General features: G+C 71.8%; 19 protein-coding genes. 3 read left to right on the top strand and 16 right to left on the bottom strand.

Features of this window, described 5'->3' with window-relative positions; translation table 11 throughout:
- Nucleotides 1–25: 25 nt before the first annotated feature.
- From ACGF2Y_RS22490 to ACGF2Y_RS22460, 7 genes are all read right to left on the bottom strand, one after another.
- A complete protein-coding gene (locus ACGF2Y_RS22490; RefSeq protein ID WP_392950235.1) occupies nucleotides 26–1,612 on the bottom strand; it encodes an APC family permease in 1,587 nt (528 codons plus the stop codon).
- A 227-nt stretch (nucleotides 1,613–1,839) separates the two neighbouring features.
- Nucleotides 1,840–3,303, bottom strand: coding sequence for an aldehyde dehydrogenase family protein (locus ACGF2Y_RS22485; RefSeq protein WP_392950232.1), 1,464 nt, complete (start codon nucleotides 3,301–3,303; stop codon nucleotides 1,840–1,842).
- Nucleotides 3,300–5,039 carry an amidohydrolase family protein gene (locus ACGF2Y_RS22480; RefSeq protein WP_392950229.1) on the bottom strand — a complete coding sequence of 580 codons (1,740 nt, stop codon included), beginning with the start codon at nucleotides 5,037–5,039 and terminating at the stop codon, nucleotides 3,300–3,302. Before ACGF2Y_RS22480 ends, ACGF2Y_RS22485 begins: the two co-directional genes overlap by 4 nt.
- 206 nt (nucleotides 5,040–5,245) lie before the next feature.
- Nucleotides 5,246–6,370: an LLM class flavin-dependent oxidoreductase gene (locus ACGF2Y_RS22475; RefSeq protein ID WP_392950226.1), complete on the bottom strand. Its 1,125-nt coding sequence runs from the start codon at nucleotides 6,368–6,370 to the stop codon at nucleotides 5,246–5,248.
- A gap of 142 nt (nucleotides 6,371–6,512) precedes the next feature.
- Complete coding sequence (locus ACGF2Y_RS22470) at nucleotides 6,513–7,310, bottom strand: SDR family NAD(P)-dependent oxidoreductase (RefSeq protein ID WP_392950223.1); 798 nt, start codon at nucleotides 7,308–7,310, stop codon at nucleotides 6,513–6,515.
- 11 nt (nucleotides 7,311–7,321) lie between these two features.
- Nucleotides 7,322–8,266, bottom strand: a complete 945-nt coding sequence (locus ACGF2Y_RS22465; RefSeq protein ID WP_392950221.1) for a TIGR03619 family F420-dependent LLM class oxidoreductase — start codon at nucleotides 8,264–8,266, stop codon at nucleotides 7,322–7,324.
- 458 nt (nucleotides 8,267–8,724) lie between these two features.
- On the bottom strand, nucleotides 8,725–9,330 hold the full coding sequence (locus ACGF2Y_RS22460; RefSeq protein ID WP_392950218.1) for a TetR/AcrR family transcriptional regulator: 606 nt from the start codon (nucleotides 9,328–9,330) through the stop codon (nucleotides 8,725–8,727).
- 121 nt (nucleotides 9,331–9,451) lie between these two features.
- Between ACGF2Y_RS22460 and ACGF2Y_RS22455 the strand changes: the two genes are divergently transcribed.
- The 3 genes from ACGF2Y_RS22455 (at nucleotide 9,452) to ACGF2Y_RS22445 (ending at nucleotide 13,116) form a co-directional block, all read left to right on the top strand.
- Entirely contained in the window at nucleotides 9,452–10,135 is a 684-nt protein-coding gene (locus tag ACGF2Y_RS22455; RefSeq protein WP_392950216.1) for a flavodoxin family protein, read from the top strand.
- Nucleotides 10,132–11,220, top strand: a complete 1,089-nt coding sequence (locus tag ACGF2Y_RS22450) for an NAD(P)H-dependent flavin oxidoreductase (RefSeq protein ID WP_392950213.1) — start codon at nucleotides 10,132–10,134, stop codon at nucleotides 11,218–11,220. The genes ACGF2Y_RS22455 and ACGF2Y_RS22450 overlap by 4 nt, the downstream gene beginning before the upstream one ends.
- Nucleotides 11,221–11,571: 351 nt before the next feature.
- Nucleotides 11,572–13,116 carry a polysaccharide lyase family 1 protein gene (locus ACGF2Y_RS22445; RefSeq protein WP_392950210.1) on the top strand — a complete coding sequence of 515 codons (1,545 nt, stop codon included), beginning with the start codon at nucleotides 11,572–11,574 and terminating at the stop codon, nucleotides 13,114–13,116.
- A 129-nt stretch (nucleotides 13,117–13,245) separates the two neighbouring features.
- On the opposite strand, the gene ACGF2Y_RS22440 is transcribed toward ACGF2Y_RS22445, so the two are convergent.
- The 9 genes from ACGF2Y_RS22440 to ACGF2Y_RS22400 form a co-directional block, all read right to left on the bottom strand.
- On the bottom strand, nucleotides 13,246–14,349 hold the full coding sequence (locus ACGF2Y_RS22440; RefSeq protein WP_392950207.1) for a pectinesterase family protein: 1,104 nt from the start codon (nucleotides 14,347–14,349) through the stop codon (nucleotides 13,246–13,248).
- Between the two features lie 176 nt (nucleotides 14,350–14,525).
- Nucleotides 14,526–15,866 carry a polysaccharide lyase family 1 protein gene (locus tag ACGF2Y_RS22435; protein WP_392950204.1) on the bottom strand — a complete coding sequence of 447 codons (1,341 nt, stop codon included), beginning with the start codon at nucleotides 15,864–15,866 and terminating at the stop codon, nucleotides 14,526–14,528.
- Nucleotides 15,867–15,999: 133 nt separating this feature from the next.
- A complete protein-coding gene (locus tag ACGF2Y_RS22430; protein ID WP_392950201.1) occupies nucleotides 16,000–16,836 on the bottom strand; it encodes a rhamnogalacturonan acetylesterase in 837 nt (278 codons plus the stop codon).
- A gap of 107 nt (nucleotides 16,837–16,943) precedes the next feature.
- Nucleotides 16,944–18,278, bottom strand: coding sequence for an ABC transporter substrate-binding protein (locus ACGF2Y_RS22425; protein WP_392950198.1), 1,335 nt, complete (start codon nucleotides 18,276–18,278; stop codon nucleotides 16,944–16,946).
- Nucleotides 18,275–19,888, bottom strand: a complete 1,614-nt coding sequence (locus ACGF2Y_RS22420; RefSeq protein ID WP_392950196.1) for a family 43 glycosylhydrolase — start codon at nucleotides 19,886–19,888, stop codon at nucleotides 18,275–18,277. Before ACGF2Y_RS22420 ends, ACGF2Y_RS22425 begins: the two co-directional genes overlap by 4 nt.
- Nucleotides 19,885–20,748, bottom strand: coding sequence for a PmoA family protein (locus ACGF2Y_RS22415; protein WP_392950193.1), 864 nt, complete (start codon nucleotides 20,746–20,748; stop codon nucleotides 19,885–19,887). The genes ACGF2Y_RS22420 and ACGF2Y_RS22415 overlap by 4 nt, the downstream gene beginning before the upstream one ends.
- Entirely contained in the window at nucleotides 20,745–22,025 is a 1,281-nt protein-coding gene (locus ACGF2Y_RS22410; RefSeq protein WP_392950192.1) for a Gfo/Idh/MocA family protein, read from the bottom strand. Before ACGF2Y_RS22410 ends, ACGF2Y_RS22415 begins: the two co-directional genes overlap by 4 nt.
- Nucleotides 22,022–22,933 (bottom strand): carbohydrate ABC transporter permease, encoded by a 912-nt coding sequence (locus tag ACGF2Y_RS22405; protein ID WP_392950189.1) that lies wholly within the window; start codon nucleotides 22,931–22,933, stop codon nucleotides 22,022–22,024. Before ACGF2Y_RS22405 ends, ACGF2Y_RS22410 begins: the two co-directional genes overlap by 4 nt.
- Nucleotides 22,930–23,862 carry a carbohydrate ABC transporter permease gene (locus tag ACGF2Y_RS22400; RefSeq protein WP_392950186.1) on the bottom strand — a complete coding sequence of 311 codons (933 nt, stop codon included), beginning with the start codon at nucleotides 23,860–23,862 and terminating at the stop codon, nucleotides 22,930–22,932. Before ACGF2Y_RS22400 ends, ACGF2Y_RS22405 begins: the two co-directional genes overlap by 4 nt.
- Nucleotides 23,863–24,001 lie beyond the last annotated feature (139 nt).

Here is a 24,001-nt window from a genome sequence, read left to right as displayed (position 1 = left end):
GTGAAGGACCGCCGTACCGGAGACCTCAGTCCTCGACCACGAGGGCCGGGGTCTCCTTCGTCAGGACCTCGCCCCGGAAGAACGCCGGGCTGCGGCGCTCCATCGCGGCCATCAGCACCACGCCCAGAAGCAGCAGCCCCACCCCGATGACGAAGACCGAGCCGACGCCGAGGACCGAGGAGCCGGATCCGTACGCCGGGTCCCACATGTCGTAGAGGGTCTTGGCGAAGACGGCGGCGAGCAGGATGCCGCCGACGACCGGGAAGAGGCCCTTGAAGACCAGGTCGCGGCCGGAGCGGGTCAGTTCGGCACGGAAGTACCAGGCGCAGGCGAAGGCGGTCAGCGCGTAGTAGAAGCAGATCATGAGGCCGAGCGCGTAGATGGTGTCGATCAGCACATGCTCGCTGACCAGCGTCATCACGGTGTAGAAGACGCCGGTCCCGATGCCCGCCACGACCGTCGCCCGACCGGGCGTCCTGAAGCGGGGGTGGACCTTCGCGTACGAGGCGGGCATCGCCTCGTACGTCGACATCGCGAGGACCGTGCGGGCCACCGGGATGAACGTGGTCTGGAGGCTGGCGGCGGCCGAGGCGAGGACGGCGACGAAGAGCAGCACGCCGAGCCCGGAGCCCATGACCGGTCCGGCGAGGGCGGCGAAGACGTTCTCGCCGGTCTCCGGGTTGGCGAGGCCGAGCCCGGTGGTGCCGGAGCCGACGGCCATCTGGGCGGCGACAGCGGTGGCCAGGTAGGCGCCGACCAGGACGATCATGGCGACGAGCGCGGCGCGGCCGGGGGTCTTCTCGCTGCCGGTGGTCTCCTCGTTGGCGGTCAGGCAGGCGTCCCAGCCCCAGAACATGAAGATGGAGAGGGAGAGACCGGCCGTGAAGGCCGCGAAGGACTGGACGGCGAACGGGTTCAGCCAGGACCAGGAGAAGTCGAGCGAGGTGGCGAAGTCCGCGCCGCCGCTGCCCGACTTGCTCAGGGCCATCGCCACGAACAGCGCGAGCACGGCGAGTTGCAGCCCGACCAGGGTGTACTGGATGCCCTTGGTGGCGGTCATCCCCCGGTAGCTGATGGCGGTGGCGACGGCGACGAGGACGAGGCAGGTGCCGATGTGTATCAGCTTGTTGTCGTCCAGGGCGGCGACCGAGGGGCTGCCCGTGACCTCACCCGCCAGCAGCCAGAAGAACGAGGTGGCGACGCCCGCCAGGTTGGACAGGACGATGATCGTCGCGATGACCAGGCCCCAGCCGCACATCCAGCCGACGCGCGGGCCGAACGCCTTCACCGTCCAGGTGAAGGAGGTGCCACAGTCCGGCATCGCCCGGTTCAGCTCGCGGTAGGCGAAGGCCACCAGCAGCATCGGCAGGAACCCGGCCAGGAAGACGGCGGGCATCTGCACGCCGACCTCTCCGGCGGTGGAGCCGAGGGTGGAGGTCAGGCAGTAGACGGGGGCGACGGTGGAGACGCCGATGACGGCACTGCCCATGAGGCCGACGGAGTTCCCGCCGAGCCCCTTGCCCCGTACGCCACCACGGCCGTCACCGCCGTCGGCCGGGGTGCCGCCCCGTACCGTGTCTCCGGCCTGTGGCCGCGCGTCCAGCTGAGTCATGAGAAGGACGCTATGCGCTGCGATATCCACATCCGGAGCGCGAGACTCCAACGTCTCGCCCTTGGATGCATCGACCAACTCCCCCTGAATTCATCATCAATTCAAGGTCATGTTGATGAAGAGCCTTGAAATGCATGCCACCCAGCCGAACGGGGCGACGTACGGTAATCGCAGCACTGTCCGTTTTGTGACGGTTCAAAATTTTCCCGCGCCGGGTGGACGTGACCTCAGCCCGGCCAGACGATCGCCTGCGTCTCGCTGTAGGCGTGCAGCGCGTACGAGCCCACGTCCCGGCCCACCCCGCTCTTCTTGAACCCGCCGAACGGGGCCTCCATGTTCCGCCCGACCGTGTTGACACCCACCCCGCCCGCGCGCAGTTGCCGGGCGAGGCGGAAGGCGCGGGCCACATCGCCGGACCACACGTAGTCGATGAGGCCGTAGTCGCTGTCGTTGGCCAGCGCGACGGCCTCCTCCTCGTCGTCGAAGGGGACGACCACGACGACCGGCCCGAAGATCTCCTCGCGGACGACCCGCATGTCCTGGGTGCAGTCGGCGAGGAGGGTGGGGGCCACGTAGAAGCCCCGGTCCGGACGGCCGGGCCGGACGCCGCCCGTGACGACCCGCGCCCCCTCCTTCCGGCCCAGCTCGACGTACGCCTCGACGCGGTCGCGGTGGGCGGCGGAGATGACCGGGCCGACCACGGTGGCCCGGTCGGCGGGGTCCCCGACGGTGAGGCGGTTCGCGTACGCGGCCAGCGCGGCGATCAGCTCGTCCTGGCGGGACCGGTGGACCAGGACGCGGGTCGGAGCCGTACAGATCTGTCCGCTGTAGAACGAGAACGTCGTGCCGATCCCCGCGACCGCGGAGCTGAGATCAGCGTCTTCGAGGACGAGCGCGGCCCCTTTTCCGCCCAGCTCCATCAGCTGCCGTTTCATGCCGCGCCCGCACACCTCCGCGATGCGCTGCCCGACGGCGGTGGAGCCGGTGAAGCTGACCATGTCGACGTCCGGGGAGTCGACGGCGGCCTCCCCCGCCTCCGCGCCCGAGCCGGTCACGACGTTCACGACACCCGGCGGAACGCCCGCCTCCGCGAGCGCTGCGGCCATCCGGTAGACGGAGAGCGGGTCCTGCGGGGCGGGCTTCACCACGACCGTGTTGCCCATCGCGAGCGCGGGCGCGATCTTGCCCGCCGGGTTGGCCCAGGGGTTGTTGTACGAGGTGATGCAGGTGACCACGCCGACCGGCTGGCGGACGGCCAGCGCCCCGAAGACCCCGGCCCGCCCCATCGGCCCGGCCTCGTTGATCTGCGGGGCGACGGCCTCCTCGACGGGCTCCAGGGCCCCCTTCGCGTACCGCCGGAAGCGCGCGACGCCCACCGCGACCTGCATCCCCCGGGCGGTGGCGGTGGTGGCTCCGCTCTCCGCGCGGGCGATCTCGGCGTGGGCGGGGAAGTCGCGCTGGACGAGGTCCGCCGCCCGGTCCAGGATCGCGGCGCGCTCCTCGGGGCGGGTCCGCGACCAGGGGCCGAAGGCGTCCTTGGCGGCCGCGGCTGCCTCGTACACCTGGGCGCGGCTCGCCTCGGGGGCGAGGCCGACGACCTCCTCGGTGGCCGGGTCGATCACTTCGTAGTGGCCGTCGGCGGGCTCGGCCCACCCACCGCCGATGAACAGCCGCTGCGGTTCGCGGTTCACGCCGTACTCACCGTCCGGGTGTCGCGGCCCGAGCGCAGCACCGTCCCCGGCACCGCCCCCGTCACCTTGTCGTCGCGCAGGGTCTCGACGCCGTTGACGCGTACGGAGACGATCCCGATGGCCTTGGAGTCCAGGCGCGGGCTGTCCCCGGGCAGGTCGTGGACGAGCGTGGCGGGTCCGGCGTCGATGCGCCCGGGGTCGAAGAGGACGAGGTCGGCGTGGAAGCCCTCCTCGATCCGGCCGCGTTCGCGCAGCCCGAAGAGCCGGGCGGGGTCGTCGGTGAGCATCTTGACGGCGGCGGTCAGCGGGACGAGCCTGCGCCCGCGCAGACAGTCGCCGAGGAAGCGGGTGGTGTACGGGGCCCCGCACATCCGGTCCAGGTGCGCGCCCGCGTCGGAGCCGCCGAGCAGGACGTCCTCGTGCTGCCAGGTCCGCTGCCGCAGCGCCCAGGAGTCCGGGTCGTTGTCGGTGGGCATCGGCCACAGCACCGTACGCAGGTCGTCGGCGGCGCAGATCTCGACCAGGCAGTGGAAGGGGTCCTGGCCGCGCTCGGCCGCGATGTCGTCGACGACGCGTCCGCCGAGCCCCTCGTTGGCGGCGCTGTAGGTGTCCCCGATGACGTACCGGCCGAAGTTCGCGAGCCGCCGGAAGACCCCGGCCTCCTTGCTGTCGGCGCGGCGCAGCAGCTCGGCGCGGATGGCGGGGTCCCGGAGGCGTTCGATCCGCTCGGGCACGGGGAGGGCCAGGATCTCGCCCCAGCCGGGGATGAGGTTGAGGGCGCAGAACGTGCCGAGCGACATGTTCATCGGCGTGAGGATCGGCATGGTCAGCGCGACGATCCGGCCGCCCGCGCGGCGGGCCCGTTCGCTGGGGATCAGCTGGCGCGGTACGCGTTCGGGGACGGCGGCGTCGATGGTGAGGACGTTCCAGTTGAGCGGGCGCCCGGCGGCGGCCGTCATGTCGACGAAGAGGTCGATCTCCTCGTCCGAGAACTGGTCCAGGCACCCGGCGACGATCGCCTCCAGCTGGGTCCCCTCGTGCTCCCCGACCGCGCGGGAGAGGGCGAGCAACTCCTCGGGCCGGGCGTGCCGGGAGGCGACGGGCTCGCCGTCGCCGTCGGAGTGGGTGGCGGACTGGGTGGTGGAGAGCCCCCAGGCCCCGGCGTCCATCGCGTCGTGGAGGAGCGCGAGCATGGCGTCCAGCTGCGCGGGGGTGGGCTGCCCGCCGACCGCGTCCGCGCCCATGACGTGCCGGCGCAGGGCGCAGTGCCCGACCATGAACCCGGCGTTGACGGCGATGCGTCCTTCGAGGGCGTCGAGGTACTCGCGGAAGGTCGACCAGGTCCAGTCGACGCCCTCCTCCAGGGCTGCGAGCGCCATGCCTTCGACCCGCGACATCATCCGCCGGGTGTAGTCGGCGTCCTCGGGCCGGTCGGGGTTCAGGGGCGCGAGGGTGAACCCGCAGTTGCCGCCGGCGACGGTGGTGACGCCGTGGTTCATGGAGGGGGTGGCGTAGGGGTCCCAGAAGAGCTGGGCGTCGTAGTGGGTGTGCGGGTCGACGAACCCGGGGGCGAGGACGAGCCCGTCGGCGTCCTCACCGGTGACGGCCTCTTCGGTGACCGTCCCCGGCTCGGCGATGACGGCGATCCTGCCGTCGCGGATGCCGACGTCGGCGGTACGGGCGGGGCCGCCGGTGCCGTCCACGACGGTCGCGCGGCGGATGAGGTGGTCGAGCATGACGGTTCCCTTCTCCGTGGGTCCTTCTCCGGCCGGGGCTGCGGTGGGACAGCCGGGGTACGCACGCTCGGGCCGCGGTACGTACCCCGGCTCACAGGGCGACGGTCCGGGAAGACGCCGCCCGGCTTGCCGGCGGGGGGCTTGAGGAGCGTTTTCAGCCCCTCCGGCGATTGAGGAGCGGGGTCCGGGGCAGAGCCCCGGGAGCCTCAGCCCGTGGCGGCCCGGAACCGCGAGGTCCTGTGCACGGGATCCGTGTCGATCTGCGGAATCACGTGCTCCCCGATCAGCCGGATCGTGTTCATCGTGTCCTCGGGACTGATCCCGATCGGCAGCCCGAAGCTCAGCTGGTCCGCCCCCGCCCGGTCCCACCGCCGGCACTGCTTCAGCACCTCGTCCGGGTCGCCGCAGATCATCAGCTCCTCCGCGATGAGCAGTTCGACGATCTCCTCCGTGTACTCCGGCAGCAGTTGCGGCCACTCCGGAATCCCCTCCGGCCGCGGAAACGTGTCGTGGTAGCGGAACAGCAGCGACTGGAGGTAGTGCAGCCCGCCGCCCACCGCGATCTCCACGGCCTTGGCGTGCGTCTCGGCACAGATCGCGGTGGACGTCACCATCACGTTGTCATTGACGAACGCCCCCACCGGATCCGCGTCCTTGACCGCGTTCTTGTAGGACTCGACGACCCACTCCATGTCGGAGACCTTCTGCACGCTGAAGCCCAGCACGCCGAGCCCCTTCCGGCCCGCCATGGCGTACGAGGACGGCGACCCGGCCGCGTACCACATGGCCGGGTGGGACTTCCCGTACGGCTTCGGCAGGATCTTGCGCGGCGGGAGCGACCAGTGCTTGCCCTGGAAGCCGGCGTACTCGTCCTGGAGCCACATCTTGGGGAACTCGGCGATCGTCTCCTCCCACAGCTCCTTCGTGTGGTTCATGTCGGTGATGCCCGGCATGAACCCGAGGATCTCGTGGCTGCCCGCCCCCCGCCCGGTGCCGAACTCGAAGCGTCCCTCGGAGAGATGGTCGAGCATCGCGACCTTCTCGGCGACCTTCACCGGGTGGTTGACGGGCGCGAGCGGGTTGAAGATGCCGGAGCCGAGGTGGATGCGCTCGGTGGCGTGTGCCAGATAGCCGAGGTACACGTCGTTGGCGGAGAGGTGCGAGTACTCCTCCAGGAAGTGGTGCTCGGAGGCCCAGGCGTACTTGAAGCCGGACCTGTCCGCCTGGATGACGTACTCGGTCTCCTCGATCAGCGCCTTGTGCTCTGCCTCGGGGTCCACCTTGGCACGCGCGGCGGGCACGTACCCCTGGACAAAGAGCCCGAATTCCACGGAGGTTCACCGTCCTCAAGTTCTCCTGAGTTTTCTGACGCATCGTCAGATTGCGATGCGACCGACTGTTCCACCGCCACCGCGGCCCGTCAATACCTGACGCGACGTCAGGCGAGGTGCCTCCAGAGAGCTTCGGAGCACTTCAGAAGGGGCTGACCCCGGCCAGCCATCCCCCGTCGATGACGAACGGCTGCCCGGTGATGTACGAGGAGTCCTCCGAGGTCAGGAACAGGACCAGCGCGGCGACCTCCGCGGGCCGGCCGATCCGCCCCAGCGGCACGAGCTTGCGGTAGTACGCGTCCAGGGCGGCGCTCGACGCCGTCGGGTCGGCGCCCGCGTCCAGCAGGGCCGGGTTGCTCATCGCGGTGTCGACGGCCCCCGGGCAGACGGCGTTGACCCGGATCCCCTTCGCCGCCAGCTCCATGGCGGCGACCTTGGTCAGCCCGAGCACCGCGTGCTTGGTCGCGGCGTACGCGCCGACCAGGGGCATGCCGGTCAGACCGGTGTACGAGGACGTGTTGACGATCGTCCCGCCGCCCGCGGCCCCGATCTCCGGCGCGACGGCCCGGATCCCGAGGAACGCGCCCGTGAGGTTGACCTGGACCACCTGCTGGAACTCCGCCAGCGGGGTGTCGACCAGCTCGTTGAAGCGCAGGATGCCCGCGTTGTTGACGAGCCCGTCGATCTTCCCGAAGGCGTCCTTGGCCACGGCGACGGCGGCGGCCCAGTCCTCCTCGCGCCCGACGTCCAGCCGGACGAACCGAGCGGTGCCCCCGCCGAACTCCTCGCCCAACTCCTCGACCAGCGCCTCCCCTTGCTCGACCAGCACATCGGCGACGACGACCCGCGCGCCCTCGGACGCGAAGAGCCGCGCCTCCTGCTCGCCCTGCCCGCGCGCCGCCCCGGTGACGAGGACGACCCGCCCGTCCAGCTTGCCCATGACGCTTTCCCCTAGCTGTCGAGATGAGGGGCCACGTCCGCACCGAACGCCGCCATCTGATCGGTCAGTTCGTCCACACTCCGGCTGCGGAAGCGCACCTGGATCTGGTGCACGCCGATCGCCGCGTACTCCCGCAGCGACTCCGCGAGCGCTTCGGGCTCCCCTCTGAGCGTCCGCCGCCCGACGGGCCACGCCGGCTCACCCACGTACAGCGGTTCGGTGATCGCGCCGATGACGATCGGCTCCTCGACGCCCGCCTGGGCCCGCAGGGCGTGCACCCGGGCGATCCGCTCGGGCAGCCGCTCCCGGGGGTCGCCCTGCGGCAGCCACCCGTCCCCGCGCACGGCGGCCCGGCGCGTGGCGGCGGGCGAGGAGCCGCCCACCCAGACCGGCACCCGCTCCTGGGCCGGCCGGGGCAGCTGGCCGAGCCCGCCGAACGAGAACCGCTCGCCCGCGAACTCCGGGTACTCCTCCGGCCCGAGCGCGGCGCGCAGCGCGTCGATGCTCTCGTCGAGGACACCCCCGCGCCCGTCGAAGTCCGCCCCGACCGCCTCGAACTCCTCCCGTACGTGCCCGGCCCCGACCCCGAGGATCAGCCGCCCGCCGCTGAGGTGGTCGAGGGTGGCGTACTGCTTGGCGGTGACGAGCGGGTGGCGCAGGCCGATGACGGCGACATGGCTCATCAGGAGGACCCGCCCGGTGACCCCGGCGAGGAACGAGAGCGTGGCGACGGGGTCGTACCAGACGGTGCTCATGCCCTCGGCGAGCCGCCGGGGGATGGCGACATGGTCGCAGCAGGCGATGTAGGCGAAGCCGCCGTGATCGGCGGCGCGGGCGACGCGGACGAGATCGGCGGGGGTCGCCGCCGCCTCCCAGGGTTCCGCGTAGATGGCGCTCTGCGACTGGACCGGCAGCTGCATCCCGTACGACAGCGGCCCGCTGGGCGATATCGGCACGGCGGCCTCCTTCCCCTCCGGCCCGGGGCGGTGCCGCTCCGGGTGACGGCCGCCATCGTCGTACCTGACGACCCATCAGACAAGAGGCGGGGAAGGCTTCCCACGGCATTGGCCAACGGCCGTCGCCGTCGCCGTGACGACGCCTTCCGTCACGCTCTCCGGCACCCCCGCGTTCGCCGACACCAAGCCCGCCGCGCAGAACGCAGGCCAAACCGGCCGTCAAGGAGCTCGAAAAGGCGGCGGTAGAGGCACAGAAGGCGTACGACGACGCCGACGCTCAGACCGCGCTCGACGCCCTGCCCGAGGACGCCTCCGAGGAGGCGAGGACCGCCGCGAAGGAGATCCTCTCCGACGCCGAGACGGCCGCCGCTGCGGCACGCGGACATCAAGCCGCGCCTCGACACCGACGCCGAGACCGGCCCGGTGCACCGGACCCGGCCGGCCCCGCGTTCAGAGCCCTACGCCGGGGCCGCCGCCTGAAGCAGCAGCAACGTGTGCGGCCACAGCCCGTCCAGGACCGCCGGGTCGTTCTTGAGCTTGGCGAGGAGGACCAGTCCCTCCAGCTGGGAGATGACCGCCTGGGCCGTCTGCGTGGTGGCGCGGCCGCCGGGAATGGCCCCCTCGGCCGCCGCGTCGGCGAGCGCGCCCTCCACGAGGCGGATCTGCTCGTCGAAGACCTCCTCCAGCCGGGCCCGTACGTCCGGTTCCTGGGTGCTCAGCTCCAGGGCGAGGTTGCCCAGCATGCAGCCCTCGACGGCCCCCGACTGCTCCTTCGTCCGCCACTGGACCCCTGTCATAGCGGCCAGCAACCGCTCCAGCCGCTCCAGAGCGGGACCTTCTCCGCCCAACTCCCCACGCCAGCAGGCGCGTTGAGACTCCCAGTAGCCGTCGACCACTGCCACCGTCAGAGCCTGCTTGGACGCGAAGAAATGGTAGAAGCTGCCCTTCCTGACATCCGCCCTGGCGCAGATCTCGGCGACGCCGAGGCTGCCGTAGCCACGGCCGCGCATCAGCTCCTCCGCCGCGCCGACCAGTCGTTCCTTCGCGGTGCTGGTACGTCCCATGGTGGCGAGTATACGTCCGGTCAACTAAAGGGGTCAGGCATCTGCGGATGCTTTTAGTTGACCGGTCGTCTAGAGTCATTCACGGTGGCGGGACCAGCCCGCCGTCGATCTTGGAGACCTCATGCCCGGACACCCCGCGCCCGCGTCCACGGACACCGCCGCCCCCGATGACATCCGGCCGCCCACCGCCTCCGTCGCCATCGCCTTCCACAGCGGCTACGGGCACACGGCCCGCCAGGCGGCGGCGGTCGCGGCGGGCGTCGACTCGGTGGCCGGGGCGGCGGCCGATCTACGGGACGTGACCACGCTCGACCCTGACCTCTGGGCGGCCCTGGAGGCGGCCGACGCGATCGTCTTCGGCTCACCGACCTACATGGGCGCCACCTCCGCCGCCTTCCAGCAGTTCGCCGAAGCCAGCAGTACGGTCTGGGCGGCTCGCGGCTGGCAGGACAAGCTCGCGGCCGGCTTCACCAACTCCGCCGGCCTCAACGGGAACAAGGACAACGCGCTGCTCTCCATGGCCGTCCTGGCCGGGCAGCACGGCATGCACTGGATCTCCCTCGGACTGCTGCCCGGCTGGGCCTACACCTCGACCGGCACCCCGGACGAACTCAACCGCCTGGGAGGTTTCCTCGGCGCCATGGCCCAGTCCCCCTCCGACCTCGGCCCCGACGAGGCACCCGGCGACTCCGACCTCCGTACGGCCCATCACCTCGGCAGCCGGGTGGCGCGCACCGCACTCCATTTCGCCCACGGCCGGGAGGCCACCGCACATCCCGCCGCCTCGCATCTGGCCTCGGCATGAGCGCCGGGCGGCTCGGAGAGCTGCTGGGGCTCCAGCAGCCGGTCATCCAGGGGCCGTTCGGCGGCGGGCTGTCGACCGTAGCGCTGGCGGCGGCGGTCAGCGAGGCGGGCGGTCTCGGCTCGTACGGGGCGCACATCATGGCCCCCGCCGCGATCACAGAGGTGGTCGGGAAGCTACGGGCCGCGACGGAGCGGCCGTTCGCAGTGAACCTCTGGGTCCCGCAGGAGGGAGAGCGGTCCTCCTTCCGAACGGCCGAGCTGGCGGCTCACGGCGAGCGGCTGCGCCCGTACGCCGATGAACTGGGTCTCCCTCTGCCACCGTCGCACTCCGACGCCGTGGGCACGGTGGAACACCCCGCCTTCGACGACCAGGCCGATGCCCTGCTCGCGGCGGCGCCACCGGTGATCAGCTTCGTGATGGGCGTACCGCCCGCACGCGTGATCGAGGAGGCGCGGCGACGCGGCATCGTGCTGATCGGTACGGCGACCACAGTGGACGAGGCCGTGGCGCTGGAGCGAGCGGGCGTCGATGTGGTCGTCGCCTCGGGCAGCGACGCGGGCGGGCACCGCGGGGCGTTCCTGCGGCCGGTGGCGGAGTCGCTGGTGGGGACGTTCTCGCTGGTTCCACAGGTCACCGACGCGGTTTCGGTGCCGGTGGTCGCGGCGGGCGGCATCGCCGACGCCAGGGGTGTGGCCGCCGCGCTGGCGCTGGGGGCCGACGCCGTACAGGTGGGTACGGGGTTCCTCGCCACCGAGGAGTCCGGCGCACCGGCCGTCCACAAGCGGGCGCTGCACAGCGCCGAGGCACGTTCGACGGTGCTCACCCGGCTCTACTCGGGCCGCCCGGCCCGGGGCATCCCGAACAGGTTCGTACGGGAGATGGCCGCGCACGAGGGGGCGGTGCCGGCGTACCCGCTCCAGAGCCTCCTCATGCAGCCGGTCCGGGTCGCGGCGGCCGCCCAGGGCCGCCCGGACCTCGCCGCCCTCTGGGCCGGCCAGGCCGCTCCGCTCACCCGGCCCGCACTGTCGGCCCAGGCGTACCTGGCCGCACTGACGGGGACGCCGCCCCAGCCGGTCGCGGACTGAGCCGCTCCTGCGGATGTGCTGTGGCCCCGCGCCTACCGGCCCGGGGCCACAGCTGCGACCGGCGCGCATCCCGCCGCCGACATCTCAACCAAGCGGCTCGCAGCAGGACTTGCCTCAAGGGGCGCATCGAGTGGCCGAACGGGTCCAGACACTGCACGCACCTTGCCAGAGCCGCCCGCCCTCTTCTATCTTCACGCGAGAAAGCGCTTTCTACCCCACGGCCCCATCCCCGGCCCCCGTCGCGCGACCGCGCGTTGGAGCGCTCCTATATGTCATGGACCTGACATGTCGAGCACAGCCCGCCCTCCCATCTCCATCACCCACCATCCGAAGACGCATGGGGAGACGAACATGAGACGACCACTCGCACGGCGGCTGCAGGCCGCCGTGGCCACCCTGGCCCTCGCGGCCGCCACCGGCGTGGTGCTGTCGGCGCCCGAGGCGTCGGCGGCGACCGGCAGCGCCACCGGCTACGCCACCCAGAACGGCGGAACCACCGGCGGCGCCGGCGGACGGACCGTGCGGGCCACCACCGGCACCGCGATCCACGCGGCCCTGTGCGGCCGCGCCGCCGACAGCACTCCGATCGTCATCGAGGTCGAAGGCACCATCAACCACGGCAACACCAGCAAGGTGTCCGGCGACAGCTGCAACACGGCCGACGGCGTGATCGAGCTGAAGCAGATCAGCAACGTCACGATCGTGGGCGTCGGCGGTGGCGCCGTCTTCGACCAGATCGGCATCCACATCCGCGAGTCCAGCAACATCGTCATCCAGAACGTGACCGTCCGGAACGTCAAGAAGTCGGGTTCCCCCACCTCCAACGGCGGTGACGCCATCGGCATGGAGTCCGGCGTCCGCAACGTCTGGGTCGATCACACGACACTGGAGGCGTCGGGCGGCGAGTCCGAAGGGTACGACGGCCTCTTCGACATGAAGGCCGACACCCGGTACGTGACCCTCTCCTACAGCGTCCTGCGCGACTCGGGGCGCGGCGGCCTGGTGGGGTCCAGCGAGAGCGACGTCTCCAACGGGTTCGTCACGTACCACCACAATCTGTACGAGAACATCGACTCCCGCGCACCTCTGCTGCGGGGCGGCATCGCCCACATGTACAACAACCACTACGTGAGGCTCAACAGCTCCGGCATCAACTCCCGCGCCGGCGCCCGCGCCAAGGTGGAGAACAACTACTTCGAGGACTCCAAGGACGTCCTGGGCACCTTCTACACCGACGCGGCCGGCTACTGGCAGGTCAGCGGCAACACGCTGGACAGCGTGACCTGGTCGAGCCCCGGCGGCGACAACCAGCCCGCCGGGCCGGACATGAAGTCCACCACCACGGTCGGCATCCCCTACTCCTACGCCGCCGACGCGGCCGGCTGCGTGCCGGACGTCGTGAGCCGGACAGCGGGCGCGGGCAAGGGGCTGAAGGTGTCGGACGGCAACTGCTCGGCGCAGCCGCCGACCGAACCGACACCCGGCCCGACCGATCCGACGCCCGGCCCGACCGACCCCACGCCGCCGAGCGGGACCAACCTCAGCATCGGCGCCGGTTCCGACGGGTCGAGCAAGGCCTCCGGGACGAGCTACGGCAACCTGCGCGACGGTGACCTGAGCACCTACTGGTCGCCCGCCGGTCCGACCGGTCACGCCTCGATCAAGTGGGACTCCCCCACCGCCGTGTCCGCGGTCGTCATCCGGGAGGCGGCGGGCTCCGCCGGCGCCATCGGGGCCTGGCGGCTCCTGGACGCCGACACCGGGGCCGTCCTGAACTCCGGCGACGGGGCGGGGACCATCTCCTTCCCCCGGACCACGCTGCGCAAGATCACCTTCGAGATCGTCAGCTCGACCGGCACCCCGAGGATCGCCGAGTACGAGACCTACGCGAGCTGACGCTCCTCCTGCCTCCTGTCGGGCTTCGCCCGGCCGCCGCACGAGCGGCACCCGCCCCGCGATCCGGACAGGGCCCGCACCTCCGTACGAAGGGAGGTGCGGGCCCTGTCCGCCCCGTGCCGCCCGGGATCACCCACGCGGACGCCAGTCGCCCAGCCAGTGGGCCGGGAGGTGGGCGCGGGCCTCAAAGGCGCTGAGCTGGGGCCGGTTCGCCGGGACGGTGATCCGGGCGCCGGGCCCGGTGTTGCGGTGCTCGGCGAAGCGCTGGTCCTGCCACGGAAAGCCGGAGGACATGGTGCCGTACGGCTCCGGCGCGTCGATGCCCGCACCCAGGAGGCTCTCGCGGACGGTGAGCATCGGGTGCGCGGTGGGGTCGGAGGACGGCACCCAGGGGCGTGCCAGCTTGTAGTAGCCGTCGGGGGCCGTGCTGGTCACACAGGAGCGCACGACCAGGTAGCCGTGCGGGTTGGCCCCGGCGGTGCTGGGCGCGAAGACGAAGCCGTAGGGGGCGGACGCCCGGTCGGTACGGGTGAGGGTGCGGAAGTGGCAGCTGTCGAAGACGGCGGAGGCGCGGCCGAAGACGAAGTCCACGTCACCCTCCACATAGCAGTCGCGGTAGTACTGCCGGGCGAACACGGCGAGGGAGGGCGAGTCGGCGTACAGCGTGTCCTGGTGGCCGAGGAACCGGCAGCCGTGGAACGCCGACCGGTCGCCCTGGACCTTGATCGCCACCGCCTGGGTGCCGGTGTACTCGGGGTTGTCGGAGCGCAGCCAGTCGTTGGCGAAGGTCAGGTCGCGGGCGGTGAAGCCCGCGGCCTTGACCGTGACGGAGGCCGAGCCGCTGGTGCCCAGGGTGCCGGAGCCGTCGGACTTGGGCGTGCCCGCCGCGTTGCCGTACACCAGGACCGTGTCGCGGGCGTCGGGGCTCGCGCCGATCAGCGTGAGGTCGCGGTGTCCGGCGCCGACGACGAGCGTGGCCCGGTGGACGCCGGCGGCGATCACGATGGTGCGGCCGGTTCCGGTGGCCGCGTCGACGGCGGACTGGACGTCGGTGTGGTCGCCCCGGCCGTGCGCGTCGACGTACAGCGTGCGGGGGTCGCGGCGACGGGCCGGAGAGCCGTAGCGGCCGAAGGGGCGGGGGTGCGCGGGCCGGGCGTGGGCGGCCGGTGTGCCGAGGGCGAGCGTGGCGCCCGCGCCGGCGATCAGGGAGAGGGCGGTGCGTCGGGTGGGCATGGCGGTACTCCTCCGGGCTGACGGCGGGGGCCGGAGCGGCGCTCTCCGGGGTGGTGGAAAGCATGCGGTGCCGCTCCGGCCGGTTCTTTCTCAGGGACGCGGGCAGGCGGAACGCGCGGTGGGGCGCGAGCCGCTTCGGGAACGGGGGTGGCCGGGGGTCGGGGGGTACGCGCCGGTCATCGGCGGCCGGACGCCTTGCCCGCCCCGGCCTTGAGGCCGACCAGCACGGGGACGGCCCAGGGGTGGTGGACCGTCGTGCGCAGTTCGGGGGTCCAGCCGGCGCCCTCGGCGAGCTGCTCGTCGGGAACGCCCGCGTTGTGCACGGCGATCAGGTCGGTCCTGCGCCCGTTGACGTAGTTGTTCTCAGCGGTGAGCGGGGCCTCGGACCACTTCTTCAGGACAGTGGCCCTGTCCACCCCGCCGGCCAGGGTGAACGCGTTGTGCTCGGCGACCAGGCGGGACTCTGCGCCGATGCCGTAGGTGTATCCGTAGGAACCGCCGTGCGTGGCGACGAAGTGGTTGTTGTACGAGTCGACCTTGCCGAAGCGGACGCGGGGCGCGCGCTCCTTGACGTCCTTGAACAGGTTGTGGTGCAGCGTCACGCGGAGCTTGCCCCGGTCGGTCGCGCCGGCGCCGTCGCTGTTGCCGATGAGCATCGTCTTGTCGTGGTCCTTGAGGACGTTCCACGACACGGTGACCAGGTCGGCGCCGCGCACGATGTCGAAGAGACCGTCGTGCTGCTGGTACACCTGGCCGAAGTAGTGGGGCTGCTCGGAGTCGGGGCGGTCGCCGTCGCTGAAGGTGTTGTGGTCGACCCAGACGTGCCGGGAGCCGTACACGACGAGGTTGTCGTACTCCGAGTTCCAGGCGCCCGCCTCGCCGTCCGTGGGGTCCCACTGGGGAAAGCAGTCGTAGGTGTCCTCGAAGGAGATGTTGCGGACGATGACGTTGGAGACGTCCCGGACCTGGAGACTGGCGCCGATGATCCCGGGGTTCTCGCCGACTCCGACCAGGGTGGTGTTGGACGGGACCCGGACGTTGACGGCGGCCCGCTGGAGCTTCGCGGAGGCCGCGCGGGCGTCCTCCAGCGGGCCCTCGGGCGACCGGTCGGTGCCCCAGACCTCCGGGTCGTAGGCGGCGAGGTACTTCTCCAGGGTGTATCCGTCGGTCTCGTACTGCTCGCAGCCGATCGGGGTGCCGTCGGCGTCGGAGTTTCCGTGGATGGTGCCGGCGACCCTGACGATCTTCGGCGCGTCGCCCGCCTCCTCGAAGGCGGCGATGAGTTCGGCCCGGTCGGTCACCGTGTAGACGTGCTCGGGTGCGGCGGCCGCACCTCCCGTGGTGGAGCCATCGGCGGCGGCCCAGCCGTCCCCGGCGGGCAGTACGGCGCGCTCGATGCCCGTGCCGTGGGGGCCCGGCCGGGGGGTTGCCTGGGCGGGAACGCTCAGCACGAGGGCCAGCGAGGCGCAGCCCAGGGTGACGGCTACGGCCCGGGTGTGACGCGTGCGTGCGGGCATGGCGAAACCTTCTCTGTCGTCGGAGGAGCGGAGAAAGGGAGTGAAGACGGGGGGGGTGGAGAAGAGGGAGTGGCGAAGGGAGCGGGGTGGCTCAGGGAGCCGGGTGGCGGAGAAGCGAGAGGGGCTCCGCCGGTCAGTCCGGCCGGCCCCAGGTGATCCACTCGTCCGGGATCGGGTCCTTGAGGCGGCGGAGGTCGCGGGCCGCGAGTACGCCTTCGTCCAGCAGCGCGCGTGCCGTCATCCGGGCCACGTCGACCGCGCCCGGCGGCCTGAAGTGCGTGTTGTCCTCCTTGCCGTCCGGGTGGTTGGGCGACTCCCCCGGCTTCAGCCACAGGAAGAGCGGCAGGGTGCCGTCCGGACCCAGCTGCTGCCAGCGGGCGAGCGACAGCGCCTGGAGGTCGAGCAGCGGGACGCCCTCCTCGGCCGCCAGGGCGCGCATCGCGGCCGGATACTCGCCGTGGGTGGGCCGGGCGGTGCCGTCGGGGGCGAACCGGCGCCGCTCGACGGAGGTGAGGAGCACGGGCCGGGCCTGTCGTGCGCGGGCTCCCCGCACGTACTGGCGCAGGTGTTCCTGGTAGGTGGTGTAGGGGTCGGTGCCGCGGTCCGGGTCCCCGGTCTTCTCGTCGTTGTGCCCGAACTGGACGAGGAGCAGATCGCCGGGGCGGACGCCGCCCAGGAGTGCGTCGAGGCGGCCCTCGTCGATGAAGCTCTTGGAACTGCGGCCGTTCACCGCGTGGTTGGCGACCCGGAAGTGGCGGGAGAGGAAGAAGGGGAGCGCCATGCCCCAGCCCGTCTCGGGCGCGGCTTCGGCGGATTTCGCGGCGGCCGTGGAGTCACCGGCGATGTGGAGCGTACGGGGGCGGGCTCTGCCGGGTCCGCTGCCGTGGGCGGACGCCGGCGTGGCGGTGAGGGCGAGGGGAAGAGGAAGGGTGAGCAGTGCGGTGACCGTCTGTCTGCGGGTGAGTGACACGGGAGGGCTGCCTCTCTCGAAGGGCGTACTCGCTTACGGGGGAAAGGAGGGAAGAGGGGAAGGGAGGAGGGGGGAGGGGGGAAGGGAGCTCGAAAGGCGGCTCGGGCTCAGCCGTTGCCCAGCTCCGCCCACTCCTTGTTGGCGGCGTTCAGCTCCTCGGCCATCGTGTCCAGGAACTGCTTGGCCGTGATCTTGCCGAGGAGCAGCTTCTGGAACTCCGGCTCGTTGTCCGCCTTGCTGATGTTGTTCCAGTCGGGCAGGTAGTAGGGCAGGTCGACGACCTTGGTGGAGCCGTCCGTCAGCGCCTTCGCGGCCAGCGCGGTCGGCTCGGTCTCGTTGATCCACGGGTCCTTCGCCGCTTCGGCGTTGGCCGGGATGGCGCCCGCCGACTCGTTCCACTTGCTGTTGGACGCGTGGGAGGCGGCGAACTCGATGAACTTCCACGCCGCGGTCTTGTTGTCGCTCGACCGGAAGAGGCCGAGTCCGTCGACGGGGTTGGAGACCTGCACACGGGTGCCGCTGTCCCCGATGGGGGCCGGGATGCCGGCGAACTTGCCGTCGCCCAGGGCCTTCGCGTGGTCCTGGTAGGAGCCGAGGTTGTGGCTCAGCATGCCGATGGTGCCGGTGTCCCACTGCGCGACCATCTTGGTGAAGTCGTTGTTGACGTCGGCCGCGGGGGTGGTCCTCTTGAAGAGGCCCGCGTACTTCTCCAGCGCGACGACGTTCCTCGGGTCGTTGAGCGTCGTCCTGTCACCGTCCCAGAACTCGGTGATGCCGGACTGGCCGTAGGTGGCGTCCAGTGCCTGGGCGATGGAGCCGGCGCCGCCGCGGATGGTGTAGCCGAACTCGTTGTTCTCGGCGTCGGTGAGCTTCTCGGCCGCGGTGTAGAAGTCGGCCCAGGTGTCGGGGGCGTTCAGCCCCGCCTGCTCGAACAGGTCGGTGCGGTACCAGAGCACGCCGTTGTTCGCGGAGGTCGGGACGGAGTAGATGTCCTCGCCCCGGCCGGCGGCCGACCTGACGCTCTCGACCATGGAGTCGACGAGCTTTCCCTCCAGGGCGGAGCCCTTCAGCCGCTTGTTGACCGGCTCCAGGGCCTCCTGCGAGACCATGTTGGCGAGGTAGGCGGTGCCGACCCCGCCCACGTCGGGCAGTCCGCCGCCGGCGATCGCGGTGTCGTACTTGGACTGGACGTCGGCGATGGGGATCGGGACGTACTTCACCTTGATGTCCGGGTGCTGCTTCTCGAAGTCCTTGATGATCTCGGTCCAGATGGCGGTGCGCGGCCCGCCGTTGTTGTCCCAGAAGGTGATCTCGCCCGTGCCGCTTCCTTCCGTGCCGGCTCCGCTGCCGTCGTCGCCGCACGCGGCGGCCGTCAGCGCGAGGGCTGCTACGAGGGAGACGGCGGATGCGGTACGCCCCCGCCGGGTCTTCGAGGTGTTCATGGTCGGCTCTTTCCTGTCGGATCGGTCGGGGTGGCTGCGTACTGCTGCTGCGGGGGTCGGTGGGTGGCGCGGAAGGCGGTGAACAGCGCGGTGCCTGCGGGGCCCGTCCCGGTGCCCGGTCCGGCCGGCGGGGCGGTGGCGAAGAGGCCGAGGAGAGCGGCGACCCAGCGCCACGGGGTGGCGGCGAAGACCTGCCCCGATGGCCGGAACCCGTCGCCCGTGTCGGCGGAGAAGCGGCAGCGGGCCCCGGCCGTGACCTCGATGCGCAGCCGGGCCCGGCCGTCGGGCGAGGCGCGGGCCCCGGCCGCGTCGCGTTCGCTTTCCGCGACGCCCTCGGCGTACCGGTGCACGAGCCGGGGCGTCCCGTCCTCCCCGGCCTCCAGGCCGATCCAGCAGAACGCACCCCCGAGCACCGCCAGGCCCGCCTTGGCGCCCGGCTCGGCGCTGTGCAGCACGAGGTCCACCTCGACGGTGAACTCCTCGGCGGGCAGTCGCTGGACCAGAACGTTGGGCAGCAGCCGCAGGTCATGCGCGTCCGTCGTACGTACGCAAGTGAGCCGCAGTCCGTCGGCGGCGTGCTCGGAGTGCCCGGTCCACGCGTCGGGGCGGGGGCCGGCCGTCCACTGCCACTGCTTGCCGTGGGCGCCGCCGGGGAAGTCGTCGTCGACGGCGGGCGCTGTCACGGGCTGTTCGGGGGCGGCCGGTTTGGAGTGCGTGGAGACGGGTTCGCCCGCGTCGCCGATGACGGGCCAGCCCTCCGCGTCCCAGCACATGGGCTGGAGGTGGACGACCCGCCCGTACGCCCCGCGTGCCTGGAAGTGCAGGAACCAGTCCTCGCCGGCGGCGGTCCGCACCCAGCCGCCCTGGTGTGGGCCGTTGACGTCGGTGCGCCCCTGGGACAGCACGACGCGTTCCTCGTACGGTCCGGAGAAGTCCCGCGACCGGAACGCGCCCTGCCAGCCGGTCTCCACCCCGCCGGCCGGGGCGAAGATCCAGAAGTACCCGTCGTGGCGGTGGAGCTTGGGGCCCTCCAGGGTGAACCAGCCGGGTATCCGGTCGGCGTCGACCAGGGTCCGGCCCTCGTCGAGGAGTGCGCGTCCGTCGGCGCTCATGCGGTGGCCGGTGAGGCGGTTCTTGATCCCGGAGCGGGACTTGGCCCAGGCGTGGACGAGGTAGGCCTCGCCGGTCTCCTCGTCCCACAGGGGGCACGCGTCGATGAGCCCCCGGCCGGGCTTGAGCAGGTGCGGGGCGCTCCAGGGTCCTTCGATGTGCTCGGCGTTGACCTGCTGGACGCCGTGGTCGGGGTCGCCCCAGAAGATCCAGAACCGGCCCGCGTGGTGCCGCAGGGAGGGCGCCCACACTCCGGCGTCGTGGCAGGGCCGGGCGAGGTCGTCGGCGGGTCCGACGCGGTCCAGGGCGTGCCCGATGAGCGTCCAGTTGACCAGGTCGCGGGAGTGCAGGAGCGGCAGCCCCGGGGACCGGCCGAAGCTGGACGCGGTGAGGTAGTGGTCCTCGCCGACGCGGACGACGTCCGGGTCGGACCAGTCGGCGTTCAGCACCGGGTTGCGGTAGGTGCCGTTGCCGAGGTCGGCGGTCCAGGGCCGGTTCACGCGGTCACCGCCCGTCGGACGTACCCGGCGGCGGTCTCCCGGTCCGGCCTGCCGTCCGCGACGACGGTGACGATCCGGCGTACGACGGTGGCTCCGGCGGGCACGGCCAGCCGTACGTCCGCCGCGAGGGAGGAGCCGACGCCCGGGTACTCGGCTGTCCGCACGAACCACGGGTCGCGCCGGGTCTCCTCGTCCGCCCCGGCGAAGACGAGGGTCCAGCCGTCCCCGGCGAGGGCGAGCCAGTCGGCGGGCCGGCCGTGCACCGCCTCCTCGCCCTCACGGTCGGCGGTGAACACGTCCGGCGGTGCGGCCTCCTTGGGGGCACGCCAGAAGAAACCGCCGTAACCGGCTCCGGGGCGGCCGTTGGTCGCGGGGCTGCCGATGGACAGGCCGTCGGCCGAGTGGTTGGTGAGCGCGAAGGAGAGGTCCAACACCCATGCGGTACCGGAGAGTTCGACGGCGTTGACCGTGCGGTGCTCCCGCAGCAGCTCGACGCCGTCCGCCTCCCAGGCAAGCGACTGCGTGAACCCGCCGGGGCCGTGCCGCTCCCGGCCGAGGCAGCGCTGGACGCCGTGGTTGTCGAGCGCGGTGGGCCCCTGCCCCCGGACATAGGTACGCCCGCCCCAGAAGTTACGGCCGGCCACGTCGGGCACGGCGATGGAGACGCCCAGGTGGTGCGGGTGGTCGGCGGGGCGCTCCTCGGTGACGGTGCGGCCGGCGAGCGTGGTGACGGGGTGCAGGCGGGGCCGGCCGTCCGCGGCGGACCCGTAGCCGTAGTGGGCGACCGTGCGTCCGGCGCAGTCGAGGAGTCCGGGGAGCGCGGGCGGGGTGGCGGACGGGGCCGCGACGGGTCGGTTCATGAGGTCGCCGCCTCGCTGCTCCGGGCCCAGAGCGCGCCCAGTTCCGAGAAGAGGGCGAGGGATTCGGCCCCGGCGGCGACCAGGTCGTCGATGCCGTGCACCGTACGCCGCGCACCCCCGCCGGGGGCGTCGTAGCGGGTCTCCCAGGCGTCGGCGGGCAGGGCGACGGGTTCGGGGGCCGTCCGTACGGCCTCGACGACCCGCATGAACGCTCCCGTGCGCTCCGGCGGCACCAGGAGCGCCGAACCGTGCTCCAGATGGTCGACCAGGCTCTCCAGGAGGTCGGTCCGGCCGTGGACGTTCTCCTCGGGGCCGTGACCGGCGCGCTGGAGCAGGACGCGGTCCTGCTTGTACCAGAAGGTGATCCGGCCCCGGTCGCCGTGGACGATCACATAGGGCTCCCCCGCGCGCGCCGCGCAGAGGGTGGCGGCGACGGTGACGGGCAGGCCGCCGGTGGTGGTGACGCGGACGCAGCTGGTGTCGTCCGCCTCGATGTCGTGGGCCCGGAACAACTCGGTCTCGACGGACAGGACGTCCTCGGCCGTGCCCCGGTCCGCGAGTTCGAGCGCGGTGGCCACGGCGTGCGCCAGCGGATTGGTGAGCACGCCGTCCACCACGTCGGTGGCGCCGAGCCTGCGCCGGCCGGACCAGGGAGCCCGGCGGAAGTAGGCGTCGTCGCGGACCCAGGCCCCGGCGGCGCCGATCCCCGTGAGCTTCCCGATCGCCCCGGAGCGGACCAGGTCCTGGATGGCGGGCACGGCGTGCGAGCCGAACGACTGGAAGCCCACCTGACAGGCGATGCCCGCCCGCCGGACGCCGTCGGCCATCCGCGCGTAGTCGGCCCAGCTCGCGGCGGGCGGCTTCTCCAGCAGCAGGTGGACGCCCCGGGACGCGGCGGTCAGGGCCAGGCCGGGGTGGGTCGGGATGGGGGTGCAGACGACGGCGGCACGGGCTCCGGTGGAGTCCAGGAGCGCCCCGAAGTCGGCGGACTGTTCGGGTGTGTCGCCGCCCAGGAGGCCGAAGGCCGCCAGTTCGTCCGCGGTCAGCGGCTCCAGCTCGCAGATCCCGGCCAGCCGCACCCGGCCCTGGTCCTGGAGCCGGCGGAGGTTGGCCAGGTGCCAGCGGCCGTGACCCCGGGCACCGGCCAGCACGACGGGGAGGGGCGCGGGGGCGGCGGGGGCGGTCGAGGCGGCGGCGGTGGCGGTGGCGGGGAGAGGCGCGTCGGCGGCGGAGGCGGCGGTCAAGGCGTCGGCAGCGGAGGCGGTCGGCTCGGTCATCCCTTCACCGCCCCCGCGCTGAAGCCCGTGACGAGCCACTTCTGGATGAACGCGAAGACGATCACGACGGGCACCGCGGCGATGACCCCGCCCGCCGCGAGCGCGCCGAGGTCGACGCTGTCCGCGCCGATCAGGGTGTTGAGGCCGACCGGGATCGTCTGCTTGTCCTGTTCGCTGAGGAACATCAGCGCGAACAGGAAGTGGTTCCAGCTGTGGACGAAGGCGAAGGAGCCGACGGCGATCAGGCCGGGGCGCAGCAGCGGCAGGACGACCGCGCGGAAGGCGGTGAAGCGCGAACACCCGTCGACCCAGGCGGCCTCCTCCAGGGTGACCGGGACGTTCTTGATGAACCCGCTGATCAGGATGATCGACAGGGGGAGCTGGAAGACGGTCTCCGCGATGACGACGCTCCACAGGGAGTTGATCATCTGGAGGTTCCGGAAGATCTCGAAGAGCGGCACGAGCATCAGCGCGCCGGGAATGAACTGCGAGCAGAGCAGCGCCAGCATGAACGCGCCCTTGATCTTGAAGTCGAACCGGGCCAGGGCGTACCCGCCGGCCAGGGCGACCAGGGTGGTGGCGATCAGGGTGGCGACGCCGACGATCATGCTGTTCTGGAAGAAGACGGCGAAGCTGCGCTCGTTCCAGACCTTGGAGAAGTGCTCGCCGGTCATCGGCCAGGGCACCAGTGCGGTGGAGCCGGCGGGCCGCAGGGCGAACAGCAGCATCCAGTAGAACGGGACGATCGTGAACAGCAGGTAGAGGCCGAGCGGCAGATAGATCTGCCAGCGCGGTACGTCGTCGTAGGCGCGCTCCCCTCCGGTGCGCCGGCGTGCGGGGGGCGATGTGCCGCCGAGGCGGGCGGCCGGCCGGGCGGTGCCGTTCTTCTCGGTCAGTACGGCGGTCACTTGTTGTCGCCTCCGAACTTGCTCAGGCGCAGATAGACGATCGAGCAGAAGAGGAGGATCACGAAGGCGACGGTGGTGAGCGCGGAGGCGTACCCGAAGTCGTGTCCCTCGATGCCGGTGTTGGCGACGTAGAGCGGCAGCGTGGTGGTCTCGCCTGCCGGGCCGCCGCCGGTGAGGGTGTAGAGCAGGTCGACGTTGTTGAACTCCCAGACCCCGCGCAGCAGGGTGGCCAGGATGATCGCGTCGCGCAGGTGCGGCAGGGTGATGTGGAAGAACTGCCGGAGCCTGCCCGCGCCGTCGACCGACGCCGCCTCGTACAGCTCCTTGGAGACGGACTGGAGGTCGGCGAGGATGAGGATGGCGAAGAAGGGCACGCCGCGCCAGAGTTCGGTGACCGTGGCCGCCCAGAAGACGGTTCCGGTGTCCGAGAGCACCGAGGTGCCGTAGTCCCCGATCCCGGCGTCGGCGAGGTAACGGCTGAAGCCCGTGGAGGAGTTGTAGAGCAGGATCCAGATGGTGCTGGTCAGCACACCGGAGACGGCCCAGGGCGAGAAGACCAGGGCCCGGGAGATGCCCCGGCCGATGAAGGTCTGGTTGACGATCAGCGCCAGCGCGAGGCCGAGCACGAGTTGCAGGGAGACCTGGGTGAAGACCCACTGGGCGCTGAAGCCGAGCGTCGACCAGAACTGGTCGTCCTCGGTGAAGATCCGCCGGAAGTTGTCGAGTCCGGCGAAACCGTTCCGCCACGGCTTGGTGACGTTGTAGTTCTGCAAGCTGTAGTAGAAGACGCTGATGACCGGGTAGGCGATGAAGCCCAGCATCAGCAGGCCCGCGGGCGCGATCAGCAGATACGGCAGGCGGCGGGGTGTCGCCGTACGGCGCCGGGGCGCCTTGGGGGGCGGGGTGGCCACGGCGGCGGGTTGGGCCATGACACGTCTCCGATCTCGGTACGCGCTCGATGCGCTGGATGTGCGGACCTGCTGGATATGCGGACCTGCTGTGCGTACGGGCCTGCTGTCGTACACAGGTGCGGGCCTGCTGTGCGTACGCGGGTGCGGACCGCTGCCG

The organism is Streptomyces sp. NPDC048142 (genome assembly GCF_043202835.1).
Lineage (GTDB): Bacteria > Actinomycetota > Actinomycetes > Streptomycetales > Streptomycetaceae > Streptomyces.
Note: the sequence above shows the minus strand (reverse complement) of the source record. Positions and strands in the feature narration are given on the sequence as shown.